This is a genomic window from Oryzomicrobium terrae (assembly GCF_008274805.1).
Taxonomy (GTDB): domain Bacteria; phylum Pseudomonadota; class Gammaproteobacteria; order Burkholderiales; family Rhodocyclaceae; genus Oryzomicrobium; species Oryzomicrobium terrae.
The window spans coordinates 2400561-2417429 of the sequence record NZ_CP022579.1; the positions used below are offsets into that span (position 1 = coordinate 2400561).

Annotated in this window: 18 protein-coding genes; 6 read left to right on the forward strand and 12 right to left on the reverse strand. The window is 66.9% G+C overall.

Going from position 1 to position 16869, the window contains the following annotated elements; translation table 11 throughout:
• Positions 1–23 precede the first annotated feature (23 nt).
• The gene (murJ, locus tag OTERR_RS10915; protein WP_054622099.1) at positions 24–1574 is read left to right on the forward strand and encodes a murein biosynthesis integral membrane protein MurJ; all 1551 of its coding nucleotides are present in this window, start codon (positions 24–26) and stop codon (positions 1572–1574) included.
• Between the two features lie 41 nt (positions 1575–1615).
• A complete protein-coding gene (locus OTERR_RS10920) occupies positions 1616–2245 on the forward strand; it encodes a YbhB/YbcL family Raf kinase inhibitor-like protein (RefSeq protein WP_149425761.1) in 630 nt (209 codons plus the stop codon).
• 80 nt (positions 2246–2325) lie between these two features.
• Here OTERR_RS10920 and OTERR_RS10925 read toward each other — a convergent pair whose 3' ends face one another.
• From OTERR_RS10925 to OTERR_RS10955, 7 genes are all read right to left on the reverse strand, one after another.
• On the reverse strand, positions 2326–3612 hold the full coding sequence (locus OTERR_RS10925) for a 6-phosphofructokinase (RefSeq protein ID WP_187775224.1): 1287 nt from the start codon (positions 3610–3612) through the stop codon (positions 2326–2328).
• 30 nt (positions 3613–3642) lie between these two features.
• Positions 3643–4296 carry an adenylate kinase gene (gene adk, locus OTERR_RS10930; protein ID WP_054622096.1) on the reverse strand — a complete coding sequence of 218 codons (654 nt, stop codon included), beginning with the start codon at positions 4294–4296 and terminating at the stop codon, positions 3643–3645.
• Between the two features lie 200 nt (positions 4297–4496).
• Positions 4497–5264: a 3-deoxy-manno-octulosonate cytidylyltransferase gene (gene kdsB, locus OTERR_RS10935; protein WP_149425763.1), complete on the reverse strand. Its 768-nt coding sequence runs from the start codon at positions 5262–5264 to the stop codon at positions 4497–4499.
• A gap of 107 nt (positions 5265–5371) precedes the next feature.
• Positions 5372–5548: a Trm112 family protein gene (locus OTERR_RS10940; RefSeq protein ID WP_149425764.1), complete on the reverse strand. Its 177-nt coding sequence runs from the start codon at positions 5546–5548 to the stop codon at positions 5372–5374.
• Positions 5478–6623, reverse strand: coding sequence for a tetraacyldisaccharide 4'-kinase (gene lpxK / locus OTERR_RS10945; protein WP_246154135.1), 1146 nt, complete (start codon positions 6621–6623; stop codon positions 5478–5480). The genes OTERR_RS10940 and lpxK overlap by 71 nt, the downstream gene beginning before the upstream one ends.
• Positions 6624–6701: 78 nt before the next feature.
• Positions 6702–7121, reverse strand: a complete 420-nt coding sequence (locus tag OTERR_RS10950) for an ExbD/TolR family protein (RefSeq protein WP_149425765.1) — start codon at positions 7119–7121, stop codon at positions 6702–6704.
• Positions 7122–7131: 10 nt separating this feature from the next.
• The gene (locus OTERR_RS10955) at positions 7132–7737 is read right to left on the reverse strand and encodes a MotA/TolQ/ExbB proton channel family protein (protein WP_054622092.1); all 606 of its coding nucleotides are present in this window, start codon (positions 7735–7737) and stop codon (positions 7132–7134) included.
• A 401-nt stretch (positions 7738–8138) separates the two neighbouring features.
• On the opposite strand from OTERR_RS10955, the gene xseA reads away from it, so the two are divergent.
• The 4 genes from xseA to OTERR_RS10975 all read left to right on the forward strand — a co-directional run bounded on the left by xseA (position 8139) and on the right by OTERR_RS10975 (position 11425).
• Positions 8139–9527, forward strand: coding sequence for an exodeoxyribonuclease VII large subunit (xseA, locus tag OTERR_RS10960; RefSeq protein WP_149425766.1), 1389 nt, complete (start codon positions 8139–8141; stop codon positions 9525–9527).
• Positions 9528–9649: 122 nt separating this feature from the next.
• Positions 9650–10237, forward strand: a complete 588-nt coding sequence (locus tag OTERR_RS10965; protein WP_149425767.1) for a superoxide dismutase — start codon at positions 9650–9652, stop codon at positions 10235–10237.
• Between the two features lie 278 nt (positions 10238–10515).
• Entirely contained in the window at positions 10516–11124 is a 609-nt protein-coding gene (locus OTERR_RS10970; protein ID WP_149425768.1) for a cytochrome c oxidase subunit 3 family protein, read from the forward strand.
• A 10-nt stretch (positions 11125–11134) separates the two neighbouring features.
• On the forward strand, positions 11135–11425 hold the full coding sequence (locus OTERR_RS10975) for a cytochrome C oxidase subunit IV family protein (RefSeq protein WP_149425769.1): 291 nt from the start codon (positions 11135–11137) through the stop codon (positions 11423–11425).
• A 37-nt stretch (positions 11426–11462) separates the two neighbouring features.
• Here the strand turns inward: OTERR_RS10975 and OTERR_RS10980 are convergent, their stop codons facing one another.
• The 5 genes from OTERR_RS10980 to OTERR_RS11000 form a co-directional block, all read right to left on the reverse strand.
• Complete coding sequence (locus OTERR_RS10980; protein ID WP_149425770.1) at positions 11463–12251, reverse strand: glycosyltransferase family 2 protein; 789 nt, start codon at positions 12249–12251, stop codon at positions 11463–11465.
• 38 nt (positions 12252–12289) lie between these two features.
• Complete coding sequence (locus OTERR_RS10985) at positions 12290–13114, reverse strand: lysophospholipid acyltransferase family protein (RefSeq protein ID WP_246154136.1); 825 nt, start codon at positions 13112–13114, stop codon at positions 12290–12292.
• 116 nt (positions 13115–13230) lie between these two features.
• Entirely contained in the window at positions 13231–14034 is an 804-nt protein-coding gene (locus OTERR_RS10990; RefSeq protein WP_246154137.1) for a MipA/OmpV family protein, read from the reverse strand.
• A gap of 59 nt (positions 14035–14093) precedes the next feature.
• Complete coding sequence (locus OTERR_RS10995; RefSeq protein ID WP_149425772.1) at positions 14094–15041, reverse strand: chorismate transformation FkbO/Hyg5 family protein; 948 nt, start codon at positions 15039–15041, stop codon at positions 14094–14096.
• A gap of 131 nt (positions 15042–15172) precedes the next feature.
• The gene (locus tag OTERR_RS11000) at positions 15173–16528 is read right to left on the reverse strand and encodes an NAD(P)/FAD-dependent oxidoreductase (protein WP_149425773.1); all 1356 of its coding nucleotides are present in this window, start codon (positions 16526–16528) and stop codon (positions 15173–15175) included.
• Positions 16529–16869: the final 341 nt, after the last annotated feature.

The following is a 16869-nucleotide window of genomic DNA, read 5'->3' on the forward strand; positions in this document are numbered from 1 at the left end:
TACCCGCTCCCCCGCCCCATCCCATGAATCTGCTGCGAGCGCTGGCCACGGTCAGCGGCATGACCCTGCTTTCCCGCGTCCTCGGCTTCGCCCGGGACTTCGCCATCGCCCGGGCCTTCGGCGCCGGGCTGGCCACCGACGCCTTCTTCGTCGCCTTCAAGCTGCCCAACCTGCTGCGCCGCCTGTTCGCCGAAGGCGCCTTCTCCCAGGCCTTCGTCCCGCTCCTGGGCGAATACCGCAACCGCCGCGGCCACGAGGCCACCAAGACCCTGGTGGAACGGGTCGCCAGCGCCCTGGCCCTGGTAGTGCTGCTGGTCACTCTGGCGGGCATGGGTGGCGCTTTCTTTGTCGTCTGGGTGTCCGCCCCGGGCTTTGCCGACGACGCGCAGAAGATGCAACTGACGGTGACCCTGACCCGGATCGCCTTCCCCTACATTTTCTTCATGTCCCTGACGGCCCTGGCCGCCGGCATTCTCAACACCTGGAGCCGCTTCGCCCTGCCGGCCTTCACCCCGGTGATGCTGAACGTGTCGTTCATCGTCATGGCCCTGTTCGCCGCGCCCCACTTCGATCCGCCAGTGCTGGCCCTGGCCTGGGCGGTGTTCATCGGCGGCTTCCTGCAACTGGCGATCCAGGTGCCGGCCCTGAAGAAGCTGGATCTGCTGCCCCGGCTGTGGATCAACCCCCTGGTGTGCTTCCGCGACGAGGGCGTGCGCCGCCTGCTCAAGCTGATGGCCCCGGCGGTGGTGGGGGTGTCGGTGTCCCAAGTCAGCCTGCTCATCAACACCATCTTCGCCTCGTTCCTGGAGAACGGCTCGGTGTCCTGGCTGTACTACGCCGACCGGCTGATGGAATTCCCCTCCGGCATGCTCGGCGTGGCCCTGGGTACCATCCTGCTGCCCTCCCTGTCCCGTTACCACGCCGACGGCAACCACGACGAATACAGCCGCCTGCTCGACTGGGGCCTGCGCCTGTGCCTCTTGCTCACCCTGCCCGCCGCCGTGGGCCTGGCGGTGCTGGGCGTACCCCTCGTCTCGACCCTGTTCCAGCACGGCGCCTTCGGCGCCCATGATGTGCTGGCCACCCGCGCCGCCCTGGTAGCCTACAGCGTCGGCCTGACCGGCCTTATCCTGGTCAAGGTGCTGGCCCCGGGCTTCTACGCCCGGCAGAACGTCAAGACTCCGGTGAAGATCGCCCTGGTGTCCCTGACCGCGACCCAATTAATGAACCTGGCCTTCATCTGGCATCTCAAACATGCCGGGCTGGCCCTGTCCATCGGCCTGGCCGCCTGCTTCAACGCCCTCCTGCTCTACCGCGGCCTGCGCCGTCACGACATCTTCAGCCCTCAGGCCGGGTGGCGCGCCTTTACCGCCAAGCTGACGGTGGCCCTGGCCGTGCTCGCTGCGGTGCTGTGGTTCGGCAGCGGCAGCGACACGGCCTGGCTGACCATGCCCTTCGGCGAGCGCCTGGTCCGCTTGGGCATGCTGGTCTGCGGCGGGGCCCTGGCTTACTTTGCCACCTTGTTCGCCCTCGGTTTTAGAATGAAGGACTTTCGCCGCCGCGGTGCGGAGTAGGGAGGATCGCAGATCCCCCCGTCTATCGGAGGATATCCGGCATGCAACTGACTACCAGCAGCTTCGCCGACGGCCACCCCATCCCGGGCGATTTCGCCTTCTGTCTGCCTGACCCGGCACACCATGTCTGCCTCGGCCGCAATCGCAACCCACAACTGGCCTGGCGCGACGTGCCGACGGGCACCCAGTCCCTGGCCCTGATCTGCCACGACCCGGACGTACCCTCCCGGGGTGACGACGTCAACCAGACCGGACGCACCGTTCCCGCCAGCCTTCCCCGGGTCGATTTCTTTCACTGGGTGCTGGTGGATCTCCCCCCCAGCCTCACCCAGATCGGCGAGGGCGAGTTCAGCCACCAGATCACGCCCCGAGGCAAGGCCGGCCCGGCCACCCTGCACGGCGCCCGTCACGGTCTCAACGACTACACCGGCTGGTTTGCCGGCGACGCCGACATGAACGGCGACTACTTCGGCTACGACGGCCCCTGCCCGCCGTGGAACGATGAGTTGCCGCACCGTTACGTCTTTACCCTGTTTGCCCTGGACGTGCCGACCCTGGCGGTGAGCGGCCACTTCACCGGCCAGCAGGCCCGAGACGCCATGGTCGGCCACATCCTGGCCCAGGCCAGCCTCAGCGGTCGCTATACCCTGAACCCGGCGGTGACGCTATAACCCCCCGGGTCGTGCAAAAACGACCGGGTGTGAAAAAGGCCTCCACACGGAGGCCTTTTTGTTGTGCTGTATCACGTTGTTCAGAGGGAATATGGCGACAGGCGCGGCGCCAGGTTGGACGGACATTGCCAGCGGTAATCCGGCAAACCGTCGTCGCCGTAAGGCGGGTAGGCCTCGCCTGCAATCAGGGGGGCCAGGTAGGCGCGGGCAAGGGGGCTGGCGTGGAGGCCGTCGGCGCTGAGGAAATCCGGCGGCACCTTGCGTTCCCGGTCGGCCAGGCCGTCGAGGGCGGCCGGCACCAGGTCCCAACGGTAGGGTGCATCGGCCAGACGACGGATCGCCACCATGACCCCGCTCCGGCCGGCCAGGCTCCATTCGACCCCCGTCGCTCCCACTGCCCAGGCCTGCTCCAGATCGACCCGGGAGGCCAGGTGGCGTGCCGAGCGCTGCAGGTAGTCGGCCACGGCGCAGTGGCACTTCACCCCCAGCCGGGTCTGCACCCGGTCCGCCAGCCAGGGGCCGACGCCGCCCAGCTGCTCGTGACCGTAGGTGGCAGCATCCCGCTCCACCGCCAGGGGCTTGCCGTCGGGGCCGGCGAGGCCCTCGGCGACGGTGATGGCGCAGTAGCCAACCCGGGCGATGGTGGCGGAGACAGCGGCTACCACTCGCTCCTCATCGAACGGGACTTCGGGGCACAGAATCAGATGCGGCGCTGCATCCGGGCCGTCCTGGGCCAGGGCGGTGGACAGGGCCATCCAGCCGGCGTGACGGCCCATCACTTCGAGGATGAAGACCTTGGTGGCCCGGGCGCCACCGCTCATGGCCGCCAGGTCCAGGCTGGCCTCGCGCATCGAGGTGGCCAAGTACTTGGCCGCCGAGCCGAAGCCGGGCGAGACGTCGGTGTCGAGCAGGTCGTTGTCCACCGTCTTGGGCAGGCCGACGGCGGTGATGTCCAGGCCGTAGCGCTGGCCCAGCTCGACGAACAGGCGGGCGGTTTCCATGGAGCCGTTACCGCCATTGACCAGCACGTGGCCGATGTCGTGGGCGCGCAGCACCGCCGCTACCCGTTCCCACTGGTCGGGACACTCGTCGTAGGGCGGCAGCAGCCGCCGGCTGGCGCCGAAAGCGCCCCCCGGCAGCTGGCGTAAACGGAGCACGGCCTCGTCGGACAACGAGGCCGTGTCGATCAACTCTTCCTTGAGAACCCCGGACAGTCCGTTACGTGCCGCCAGCACGGTGCCGATCGGCGCCCCGGCCTGCGCCAGACTGCGGGCGGCGTCGATGACGCCCCCCGCCGTGGCATTGATGACCGCCGTCACGCCGCCGGACTGGAAGTACAGAACGTTCCTGGGGCGTGCAGCGGTCAACGGGTAGATCCGGAAGAGACGTGCTGCGACTTACTTGAGGGCGGCGAAAGCGCGGGCAGTGATCTCGTCCACGCCACCCACGCCGGCGATCTTGCGCACCTTGGGAGCCTTGGCGTCGCCGGTGGCGGCCCACTCAGCGTAGTAGGCCACCAGGGGCTCGGTCTGGGCATGGTAGACGTCGAGGCGCTTCTTGACGGTCTCTTCCTTGTCGTCGTCGCGTTGCACCAGGTCTTCGCCGGTCACGTCGTCCTTGCCTTCCACCTTGGGCGGGTTGTACTTGACGTGGTAGGTGCGGCCCGAGGGCAGGTGGGCGCGGCGGCCGGCCATGCGCTCGATGATGTCGGCGTCGGGCACGTCGATCTCGAGAACGAAGTCGATCGCCACGCCGGCCTCTTTCATGGCCTCGGCTTGGGGAATGGTGCGGGGGAAACCGTCGAACAGATAGCCGTTCTTGCAGTCGTCCTGGGTCAGGCGCTCTTTCACCATGCCGATGATCACTTCATCGGGCACCAGGCCGCCGGCATCCATGAATTTCTTGGCTTCCAGGCCCAGGGCAGTGCCGGCCTTGACGTGGGCGCGCAGCATGTCGCCGGTGGAAATCTGGGGAATGCCGAACTTCTCGCGGATGAATTGAGCCTGGGTGCCTTTGCCGGCGCCCGGGGCGCCCAGAAGAATCAGTCGCATGGTGTGGTCCTCGGAAATATGGATGTCGACGAAACGGTTTCTTGAAAACGTCTATTTTGGGGGCTGCTCGTGAACCTTGCCCGGTGGTTCCGGGCCTCTGTTTTATGCGGGATCGCCGGCGGCGCGAACCTTACCCGCAATGGGCCGGGTTGGTCAAACCGGCGGCATGGGCCGGGGGCTCGCGACCGGGGCGAATCGCCTTAGCGGCCGGCCGCGAACACTGCTCGCACCCGTTCGGCATCTTCCGGGGTATCGACCCCGGCGGCCGGCGGATGGTCCACCGTGGCCACGGCAATACGGTAACCGTGCCACAGGGCACGCAGCTGCTCCAAGGCTTCGAACTGTTCCAGCGGCGAAGCTGCCAGACCGGCATATGCCTGCAGGAACGATGCCCGGTAGGCGTACAGGCCGACGTGGCGCAGGGCTGGCAGGCCGGCGGGCAGGGCGCCCCGGCTGGCGGCGAAGGCATCCCGGGCGTAGGGAATCGGCGCCCGGGAAAAATACAGGGCGTCGCCATCGGTGCGGCACACCACCTTGACCACGTTCGGATTGAAGAAATCCTCGGCACTGGTGATCGGATGGGCCACGGTGGCAATGTCGGCACCGCTCTCGGCCAGCCGGGCAGCGGTGAGGGCCACCAGGGCCGGATCGATCAAGGGCTCGTCGCCCTGGACGTTCACCACCAGGGTGTCGCCGCTCCAGCCTTGCTGCTCGGCCACCTCGGCCAGCCGGTCGGTACCACTGGGATGGTCGGGCCGGGTCAGGGCCACGGCAAAGCCGTGGGCGCGCACCGCGGCGGCCACCCCGTCGTGGTCGGTGGCCACCAGCACGGATTGAGCGCCGGAGCGGGCTGCGGCCTCCGCCACGCGCACCACCATGGGCTTGCCGGCTAGATCGAGGAGCGGTTTGCCGGGCAGGCGGGTGGAAGCGAAACGGGCCGGGATGACGACGTGAAAAGGAGCGGTCATGGACGGGTTCGGTAAAACATCGGGACGGACAGGGCCGATTCAAGCCGGCCCCGGCGGCGAAACGGGATCAGGCCCTGGCAGGGCACGAATCGACGCGACGAGCCAACTCAGGCTTCGTCGGCGCTGAGAACCCGGGCTTCTTCCTCGAGCATCACCGGGATATCGTCGCGGATCGGGTAAGCCAGCTTACAGGGCTTGCACACCAGCTCCTGCTTAGTCTTTTGGTACTCCAGGTTGCCCTTGCACACCGGGCAGACCAGGATGTCGAGCAGGCGAGCATCCATCGATTTTCTCCAGAACGTAGGCCGTCAGGTCGGGGGCGAGGCGGGCCGTCACGGGCAATACCCAGACGCCTTGCACTCGGCCGCTGAGCGGCAGGGAGCGGCATTTTACCCCATCCTTTTCGGTCATCAGGACCGTGGCATCGGCAAGACCGGCGAAATCGTCCGGGGTATAGGCGTGGTGGTCGGGAAAGGCCCGGGGTTCGAAGGCCAAGCCCAGGGCGGCAAGGGTGGTGAAGAAGCGGGCCGGATCGCCGATGCCGGCGAAGGCCACTACCCGGCGGCCGGCCAGCTGGGCCGCCAGGTCCGCCGGCGCAAGAGCCATGGCCGGGTCGCCCAGGGCGTGGAAATCCCCGGCAGCCAGGGTCATATCGAATCCGGGCACCTCGTGGAGATGCCCGTCCAGCGTGGCTTTCAGCCCGACACGTCCGCCATTGACCACCACTGCGCCACCTCCAGCCAGGTGCCTCAGGCGGGACAGCGGATCGCGCAGGGGGCCGGCGGGCAGGCGCCAGCCGTTACCCGCGCCGCGTTGGTCGAACACGGCAATTTCCAGGTCGCGCCCCAGGCGCAGGTGCTGCAGGCCATCGTCGCAGAGGATCAGGTCGGTGTCGGGATGGGCGGCGAGCAGGGCCCGGGCGGCGGCGGCCCGATCACGCCCGACCCAGACCGGCACGCCAGTGGCGGCAAGCAGCAGCGGTTCGTCGCCGACCTGGGCCGGATCGGCGTCCGGGGCCACCGGACGGGGGGCTGCCTGGGCGCTGCCGCCGTAGCCCCGGCTGACGATGCCGGGACGGCGCCCCCGGGCACGCAGTTCCCGGGCCAGGGCCTGGGTCAGAGGCGTTTTGCCGGCGCCACCGACGATTAGGTTGCCCACCACCACCACCGGCACCGGCAGCCGCTCGACCCGGGACCAGCCACGGGCGTAGGCGTAGCGACGCACGCCGCTGACGGCGGCGAACAAGGCCGAGAGGGGCGTCAGAAGGAGCAGGGCGCCCGCCAGACGGGGACGGAACCAGGCCCGGGTCAGGCGCTGGGCCAGACCGTCGCGGGGTGACGGAGCAGAAGGGAGAGACAAGAGAGAATGGCCGGAAGAAAAGCTAACGACCGCAACACCCCGGACAGGCTTCAGCCTTGCCCGGGCGTCAAACCGTGATCAGTGGGCGGCCTGCTGGGTGGCAAAGGAAATGTGCGGATAACCGGCCGCCTGGGCGGCCTGCATCACATCCACCACCGACTGATGGGTGGCCTTGGCGTCGGCGCTGATGACGATCAACGGATCCGGCCGCGTGCCGGCAGCCCGCTTCAGTCCCTCGGCAATGGTGCCGACCTCGCCGTTGGCCAGGGTCTGCTTATCGACCACCACCTGGCCGGCGGCGGTGACCGCCACGTTGATCTCGTTGGGCAGTTCCTGCTTCTGCTCGGCATCGGCCTGGGGCAGGTTGATTTCCAGCCCGGAAAAACGGGCGTAGGTAGTGGTGAGCATGAGGAAGATGATGATGACGAGCAGCACGTCGATCATCGGGATCAGGTTGATCTCCGGCTCTTCCCGGCCGCGGCCGCGACGAAAGTCCATGACCGGCTCCTCAGGTACGGTCGCCGTGGACCACTTCCACCAGCTTCACCGCCTGCTGCTCCATATCGATCACCAGGGCATCGACCTTGGCGCGGAAGTGGCGCCAGAAGATCATGCTCGGGATGGCGATGATCAGGCCGAACCCGGTGTTGTACAGGGCGATCGAGATGCCGTGGGCGAGTTGCTGCGGGTTGCCGCCGGAGGGCCCCTGGGAGCCGAAGATCTCGATCATGCCGACGATGGTGCCGAACAGGCCCATCAGGGGGGAGATCGAGGCAATGGTGCCCAAGGTCGTCAGGTAGCGCTCCAGTTCGTGGGTCACGGCCCGGCCGGCCTCCTCGATGGCTTCCTTCATCACTTCCCGGGAGGCGCGCACGTTGCGCAGCCCTGCCGCCAGCACCCGCCCCAGGGGCGAACCGGCTTCCAGCCCGGCCACCAGTTGGTCATTGACGCCCCCCTGGCGATATTGCTGCACCACTTGCTGCAACAGCCCCGTGGGTACGACCTTGGCGCCGCGCAGCGCCTGGAGGCGCTCAATGATGAGAGCCAGGGCGATGATCGAGGCGAGCAACAGAAACCAGATGGGCCAGCCGGCGGCTTGAATGATGGCGAACACGGAAACTCTCCGAAGAACGTATGGCGGCAACCGTCGTAGGTGGCAAGACGGCGCTCATGATGTACTGCCCGATACCGTGAAAAGCGTCACGGCGCGAAAGCCGAGACTTTAGCTGTCGCCCCGCCACCGGGCAAGGGCACTATGCCGAACGGATTTATCCACAAACTCTGTGGATAACTCTGTGAATAGGATGTCGGCAAGTGACGAAAAAGCCCTTGGCAGCGAGCCCTCCCTTACCTTGCTTATTTTTTATGCAATGATTTTTATCATTAAAAATCAATATGTTAGAATTAAACATCGGTATAACCGGGGATAGCGGGTGAGCAAGCACTCTCCGCCCTTGACAAGCCTGCGGCCTGTGGATCAATCGCCCCGCCGCCCCCCTCCGTTACAATGGCGGCATGGCTGATTTTTCTGCATCTCCACCTCCTGCCCCGCCCTTCCGCGAAGAAAAACCCCTGCCCATTTCGGCACTCAATCGTCAGGTGCGCCAGATCCTGGAAAGCAACTTCCCCCTCTGCTGGGTCAGCGGCGAAATTTCCAACCTAACCCTGGCCGCCTCGGGCCACGCTTATTTCTCCTTGAAGGACGACCAGGCCCAGGCCCGCTGCGTGATGTTCCGCAGCCGGGTGCAGACCCTGGGTTTCCGTCCCGAGAACGGCCAGAAGGTGGAAGCCCGGGTGCTGGTGTCACTCTACGAGCCCCGGGGCGACTTCCAGCTCAACGTCGAAGCCCTGCGTCCCGCCGGTCTGGGCAACCTTTACGAGCAGTTCGTGCGACTCAAGGCCCGGCTCGACGCCGAAGGCCTGTTCGCCGCGGAGAACCGCCTGCCGATCCCGGCTCACCCGCGCCGTATCGGCATCGTCACCAGCCCCCAGGCCGCCGCCCTGCGCGACGTGCTCACCACCCTGGCGCGGCGCGCGCCCCACGTCCCGGTGATCCTCTATCCCTCGCTGGTCCAGGGTGACGAGGCCCCGCCGCGCATCGTCGCCGCCCTGGAGGCGGCCTACGCCCGGGCCGAGGTGGACGTGCTGCTGGTAGTGCGCGGCGGCGGCAGCATTGAGGATCTGTGGGCCTTCAACGATGAGCGGGTGGTGCGCGCCGTGGCCGCCGCCCCCCTGCCGGTGATAAGCGGCATCGGTCACGAGACCGATTTCACCCTCACCGACTTCGCCGCCGACCTGCGCGCCCCCACCCCCACCGGAGCCGCCGAACTGGCCAGCCCGGACCGGGAGGCCCTGCTCGACCGGCTCGACGAGCTGCATCGCCGCCTGGCGCGCCGCGCCGGCCGGCTGATCGACGACCACGGCCAGCGCCTCGACTACCTGGCGCGGCGCCTGATCCACCCGGCCCAGCGCATCGCCCGGCACCGGGAAACGCTGCAAGCGCTGGCCCAGCGCCTGGCCCAGGCCGGCCGGCGCCGGCTGGCCGAGCAGCACACCGCCCTCTCCCGCCTGGACGGCCGGCTGCGCGCCCGTCGCCCCACCGTGGTGCCCCAGCAGGCCCGGCTGGTCGAACTCGAGCACCGCCTGCACACCGCCAGTCAGCACCGGCTCGAAGCCACCCGCCATCGCCTCGAACAGCTCGGCGCGGCCCTGGCCCATCTGTCGCCGGAAGGGGTGCTGGCCCGGGGCTATGCCCTGGCCTTCGATGCCGATGGCCAGATCGTGCGCCACGCGGCCGCACTGCGTCCGGGGGACGGCCTTGCATTACGTCTGCATCAAGGCTCGGCAGCGGTGCGGGTCGAGTCCACCAGCCTGGTCCCCGCCGCCGTGCCCAAGCGCAGCTGACCGGCAAAGTTGTGCTACCCCCGCCCCCCGCATAAAATCGAAGAGTTTCGAGTCGTCACCCCCGGCATCTGCTGCACCGCCGGAGCGCGCCTCCAACATCCCCCACTGCAACGGAGAACAATATGGAACATCAACTGCCGCAACTGCCCTACGCCAAGAACGCCCTGGCCCCGCACATCTCCGAAGAAACCTTCGAGTACCACTACGGCAAGCACCACCAGGCCTACGTGACCAACCTGAACAACCTGATCAAGGGCACCGAGTACGAGAACCTGGGTCTGGAAGAGATCTTCAAGAAGGCTCCGGCCGGCAGCATCTACAACAACGCCGCCCAGGTGTGGAACCACACCTTCTTCTGGAACTCCATGAAGCCCAACGGCGGTGGCGCTCCCGCCGGCGCCCTGGCCGACGCCATCAACAAGAAGTGGGGCTCCTTCGACGAGTTCAAGAAGGCCTTCACGGCCTCCGCCGTGGGTAACTTCGGCTCCGGCTGGACCTGGCTGGTGAAGAAGGACGACGGCTCCGTGGACATCGCCAACACCGGCGCCGCCGGCAACCCGCTCAAGACCGGCGAGGGCAAGCCCCTGCTGACCATCGATGTGTGGGAGCACGCCTACTACATTGATTACCGCAACGCCCGTCCCAAGTTCGTCGAGACCTTCCTCGAGAAGCTCGCCAACTGGGACTTCGCCGCTCAAAACTTTGCCTAAGCGCATCGTTCTGACGGCCTAAACGCGACCGCCCCTCTGGGGCCACGCATAGCGGGGCGGGAGCCGATACGGCTTCCGCCCCGTTTTCATTAGTACCCCCATCAATGGCCTGCAACCGGTGCCAATCGGACGACGGCCTCCTTCACGGTGCCTCCGCTGTGTCGGCAAATATCTGTCATGGCCGTTTTTTGACTTTTCTGTACCTAGCCTCTGGGGAAGGCCGGCGCACAATGCGCTTACTCCACTCCGGAGCGCCAATTTGCGCCTGACGTGCCGCCATGAACGCCACCCTGACCCTGCCCCATCCGCCCTCGCCACCCACCGCCCCTCCCGTTGCCCGCATTCCCGGCAACAAGGGCATCTGGGTGGGCATCTTCTGCGAACTCACCGAGTTCGCTCTGATGTTCCTGGTCTATTTCATCGCCCGGGCCCATCATCCGGAAGCCTTCAGTGCCGGCGCGACCCGCCTGTCCCTGGCAGCCGGCACGGCCAACACGGTGTTCATGCTGAGCAGCAGCTACGCCATCGCCCGGGCGCTGGCCGCCATCCGTCGCGACCAGCAACGCGCCTGCCTGCGCTGGCTGGGGGCCGCCCTGGTGCTGGGGTTGGGCTATCCGGTGGTGAAATTCTTCGAGGTGCAGTGGAACATCGCCCAGGGCATCGACGGCAGCGCCGGCATCTTCTTCACCACCTACTACTACCTGACCTTCAACCACCTGGTCCACGTCAGCTGGGGAATCCTCGGCCTGCTCTGGGTGATGGCCCGCACCCGCATGGGCGCCTACTCGGCGGCGGACTACCAGGGGCTGGAGGCCCTGGGCTGCTACTGGCACGCCACGGACCTGATCTGGCTGGCGATTTTCCCCCTCTTCTACGTGCTGCACTGAGGAGCGCGTCATGACCCCCGACAAGCGCCTTACACGTACCTGGCTGGTCCTCCTCGCCCTCACTCTGGGCGGGGGCTTTCTCGGCGAGAGCCACTACGGCGGCATCGTCCTGGCGGTGGCCGCCGCCCTGCTGGTGGCGGTAAAGAGCCGGCTGGTGATCGTCCACTTCCTGGAACTGAACCAAGCCCACCCGCGCATCCGCCGAGTGGTGGGCGCCTATTTCGCCGCCATGCCCGCCCTGATGGTGCTGACCGCCCTGGCCGGCCCCCAGATCGTGCGTTGGACGTCCCTGGGCGGCTGATCCAACCGTCCCTGGGCCTGCCCCCTTCGCCAGTTGTTCAGCGGCCGCCCAGGCGCCGCGCCGCCAAGAGCGGCAGGCGCAGCACGAAGCCGATGAACAGCCGGGTGTGCATCCAGGTGAGCAGGGTGTTGTCGCGCAGGTAGTTGAAGTGGGAGACGCCCCCTTCCTCGGGGCGCAGGTACTTCACCGGGGCCGGCAGGTTCACCGGCCGCACGCCGCGCCAGGCCAGGCGCACCACTGCCTCCGGATCGAAGTCGAAGCGGCGCATCCAGCGCTGGCCGCGCATCACCGCCCGCAAGGGGTCGATGGGATAGACGCGAAAGCCGTACAGCGAATCGCCGATGCCCATCCACAGGGTTTCCAGGTTGGCCCACCAGTTGGACACCTTGCGCCCCTTGACGCGCAGCGCCGGGGCGCTGGCGTCGAACACCGGCACGCCCAGCACCATGGCCCCCGGCGTTTCCCGGGAGCGGGCCATGAAGGTGGGGATCAGGTCGGCCGGGTGCTGGCCGTCCGAATCCATGGTCAAGGCGTGGGTGAAGCCGGCCGCCGCGGCCAAATCCAGGCCGTGCAGCACCGCTGCCCCCTTGCCCCGGTTCTCCGGCAGCACCTCCACCCGCAGCCCCGGATCATCGGCGGCCATGGCCAGGAGCCCTTCGGCAGTACCGTCCCGGCTGCCGTCCACCACCACCCACACCGGGTTCCACTGGGCCCGGGCGGCCCGCACCGTGGCGTAGACCTGCTCCCCCGGGTTGTAGCTGGGAATGAGTACCAGATGGGTAGTCGAAGGGACTGAAGCGGGAGAAACAGGCACGGCTGGGGTCATGGGCGATGGGCAGGAAAAGTGGGGACAAGCCGCCCCCCTCAGGAGGGGTGAGACGTCGTTGCTACCGGGATATCGGCGGTGCAACGGCAGGGGGCCGCGCTCCCCTCGCCCGCCTCCCGGGCCCGGCTCAGTTCGGTGCGGAAATAGGCTTCCAGCTCCCCGGTAAAGACATGGGGGTCCTGGGGCGGGTCGAAACGGCGGCCGAGACGGATGCGATAGGTGATCGGCAAGTCGGGGCGGCGCAGCACGGGCCAGCCCTTGCCCAGGTAAGGCGAATCGGTCTCGATGAAGACGGTCTGAATCGGTACCTGGGCCCGGTGGGCCACCAGGGCGACACTGCCCTTGAACGGTCCCACCGGGCCGCCGCTGGTGCGGGTGCCCTCAGGAAAGACCAGCAGGTGGTTGCCTTCACGCAGGTCCGACACCGCCAACAGGATCATGCCGAACAGGGAATCGTTGCGAATGTAGCGGGCCAACCGGGCCCCGGCACCAAGGAACAGGTTGTCCATCAACTCGCCCTTCATGATGCAGGCCACGTCGGGCAGACGCGACAGGACCATCACCGCGTCGAGCAGACAGGGGTGGTTGGGGGCGATGATCAGGGGGCCAGAATCGCGCAGTTGATCGAGGGCCTTGAGGTCGAAGCGGCAGGCCCCCAGGGCGGACAGCCCGGCCAGATAGAGGCGGAAGCCGCCCATGATGCCCAAGCGCCCGAAGCGCAGACCGGCGCGGCGCGGCAGGAGCGGATAGACGAGCACCGCCAGCAGCGACCAGCCGAGGCAGAGCACACCCAGCAGCACCCAGCCCAGGGTAACGGCCAGGGTGGCATGAAGGCGGCGCAAAGGGAGCGGCAGGTGGCGCACGAGTCCGTGCGGCAGAAAAAACGGCATCAGGAAATCACATACGGTGGATAGACATCGAGTCGCTGCCGGTGAACCCGGCCTCGCCGGCGGCAGCCTACAGCGGACCTACGCGCGCCTCAATAATCCCACTCCACCTTCTGCGCCGATTCGCCCAGCACCCAGGCGATCGCGACTCCGGCCGCTACGTACTGGTCGCGTTTGACCAGGGGGCTGTCTTCGAAGGCGGCGCCCTTGAGGCTGTCCCAGCGCACATAGGCACCGACCCAGGTGCTCTTGAAACGCTTGGACAGGGACGACAGCACCTGGGTGCCGGCATAGCCGCCATTAGCCTGGTAAGTGGGCCGGGACGCGGTAGCGTACTGGGGTGCCACCGAGTAGAAGTATTCGTTGAATTTGCGCGTCTGATAGATTGGACCGGCCAGCAGGCCCAGGTTCCAGCCGTTGAAGCCGGCCACATCCTCCACGTCCAGATTGAGGCGCGGCGAAAAGACCCAGCCCACCGCCTTGGGGTTCGACTCTACAGTCAGGGCGGCCCGCATCGGCAGGCGCAGATCGAGCTTAGTGCGGCGGTCGCCAGTACGCCACAGGTTGATATCCAGGGACGGTCCAACCTCGACGATGGGCTTGAGATCGCTCATGCCGGTGCGGGCGTCGTTCTTGTCGCTGTTGACCGGCAGGGAGGCGGACACGCTGATGTTGAGCTCGACCCGATCGGTATCCAGCAGGGCGCCGCGCACCCCGTTGCGGTCGGCGCGCAGAAAGTCGCCGCGGTACATGAAATAAGGCACTGGCAGCGCGTAACCACGCGTTTGATTGGAACCGCGATAGTCCGGCAAGACCAGGGCGCCGACGCCGATACCGGCCTCCCACAGGGGCTTCTGGTCGGCGCTGGCGGGCAGGGCCAGAACAGCGGCAGCCAACGCACCAACGGTCAGACAGCGGCCCAGGAGGCGGCGATTCAGGGGCGGGCGGCAAGGCATCACGGGCAAAACTCCAGGGGATGGCCGGCGCTGGCTTCGATCTCGACCAGGAGATCGCTGCGGCACACATCGGCCTGCAAATAAAGGATGGGGGCGCCGGGCAGAACCCGGTCGATTTCGGCGCGAATGACCGCCAGGTCGGCGGGGTGGCGCACATAAACCTTGTACAGGCAATCGGCGAGACGGTAGCCGGCACCGGGAACGATCTGGTTGGCCTGGTCGATCACCGCGGCAATGTTGGCCAGGGTTTCCCGGGTCTGTGCCGCCACATCGCCCACGTGCAGGGTGCGGTGACCGACGATGCTGGCGGTGCCGGAAATGAACAGCACATCGCGTCTCTCGCCATCGCCCCCCAGGCGCACCACAGCGGCGCGGGAAAAGGTCGGGCTGCGCGGGCCGTATTCCCGGGGATAGTGGTAGGCGCTCACCTGGCGCGGGTTTTCCACCGGGATGGGGGCCGCACGGCCGGCGAGGAAGAACACCACCAGGTCACCACCGATGGTGCCCAGGGCGCAGGCTGCCGGCACGTTCTGGGTGATCGGGCGGCCGCTGGCGAGGAAGGCGTCCTGGCGGCCGATGTTGAACTGGCGGTAGCGCTCCAGGCCGAAGCTCTCGCCGTTGATGTCGTCCAGGTAGTTCCATACCCGCAGCAGGTAGGGCATACCTTCGGCGGCGAGCAGGGCGAAGATGGCCTGGTAGGCCGCTTCCGCCGCCTGCTGCAGGGGTGTGGCGCCGTCGCGCGGGACGAAGTCCGCCTCGTTCAGGGTGATAGCACCGAACAGCACGTCCGCGCTGGCCCGCCAGGTCAACGGCCCCTGCCGGCCGCTGCGGAGCGGCTCGGCGGTACGCCAGATTTCCGCCCAGGCCTGCGGACCGTCGAGCACCGGGGTGGAGACGAAGGACTGAGGCGCCTCTCCAGGCGGGGCTAGCGGAGAAGCAGCAAACACGGCGCATCCCAGGGCACTCCCCTGAAGATCAAGCACTGGCGCGGGGTTTGGGGCAGTCCCTTGCTCGGTATCAGGCCAGGGCAGGCAGGCCACTGACAGGGGAACGGCGGCCAGGTGGTGCTCTACGACGTTCATTGGTTTCCGAGACCGGACTCCGGCATTTCCACATAGCGGATGTTCATGCGCCGCTTGCGCCACGCCATCAGGGAGCGACGCAGGTAGCGCAGCGACATCAGGTAATAGATCGCCTTGAAGGCGAGCAGGGAGCGCCAGATCGGCGTCTTGCCGAAAATGTCGCCGGCCAGCACCGAGAGCAGGGCCTCTTCCATACGCAGCTTGTTGCTCGGCGCCATAAACAGGTCGCGCATGGTGGGGTTGGTGACGCGGTAGATGAACCAGGAGAATTCCTTCGGCCCGTGCTTCATCACCTTGTCGAAGGCGGCCATGGCCTGAGCCGTGCGCGCCGGCTGGGTAAGCGCGGTATCCACGGCCTCGGCGCCGGCAAAGGCGCTATTCATGGCCAGCATGACACCGGAGGAGAACACCGGGTCGATGAAGGCGTAGGCGTCGCCGAGCAGCAGGTAGCCCGGCCCGTGGGTACGGTCGGTAACGTAGGAGAAGTTGCCGGTGGCCTCCACTTCGGCCATCAGCTCGGCGCCCTGGAGGCGCTCGGCCAGGGCCGGACAAAGCTGGATGGTATCGAGGAAGAACTCTTTCAAGGGCTTCTGCCGGGTCTTCATGTAGTACGGCCAGACCGTGGCGCCGACGCTGGTGGCGCCGTCGGACAGGGGGATGAACCAGAACCAGCCGTGGTCGAACCAGAAGATGGTGATGTGCCCCTCGGCCTGCCCCTCGTGACGGCGGGCATTGCGGAAGTGGCCGTACATGGCCGAGCTGTTGTGCTTGGGATTGCGCTGCTTGGCCTGGAAGCGGTTGGCCAGGAAGGTGTCGCGCCCCGAGGCATCCAGCACGAAGCGGGCGTTGAAGCGCGCGGCTGTGCCATCCTCATGCTGGGCGCGCACCAGGGCGCCGCTGCCGTCGGGCCGGAAATCCACCGCCCGCACCTTGCAGCCCTCGATCACCGTGGCCCCCTTGGCGCCGGCGTTATCGATCAGGATCTTGTCGAAGTCGGAACGGCGCACCTGATAGGCGTGGGGCATGGATTTGTCCCAGGCCCGGGCGAAGAAAAAGGTCTGGCGGGTATCGTGCCAAGGCGAGACGAACTCGGCCCCCCACTTTTCCATGCCGATGGCGCGCACCTGCTCGGCGACCCCAAGGCGTTCGAACAGCGGCATATTGGCCGGCAGCAGCGACTCGCCAATGTGGAAGCGGGGATGCCGGTCCTTGTCCAGCAGGGTCACCCGATGGCCCTTTTCCGCCAGCAGGGCCGCTGCGGTGGACCCCGCCGGACCACCGCCGATGACGAGCACATCACAATCGCTGGCCGCCACGGAATCGGCCGCCACGGTGGAGGTTTCAAGGTTCATAGCATCCCTTCCGGCATCAGCCACGGAGACGATGGAGCAGCAAAATCCCGGGACACGAACTGTTCGCCTGTCGCGGCCAAACACCCCAGGTTGTTGTTTTTTCGGACATAGCCAGCGCAAAACTTCTTTTCGCTGCTTTTCCCCAGCCTTTTCTATCCGCCACTATGACAAATGCCAGGGCGAACCGACGGATTTTACTACAACCGGAAACTACGCTGCCGCGGCTTCCTGCCTTGCTGGAACACCCCAAGTCGTCTAGCGTCTACCTTCGTAAGACGGGCCTGAATCACGGTTCTTCCCCCGCCCGGGGGTAACTCACCGGATTCCGGCCTTTTCAAAAA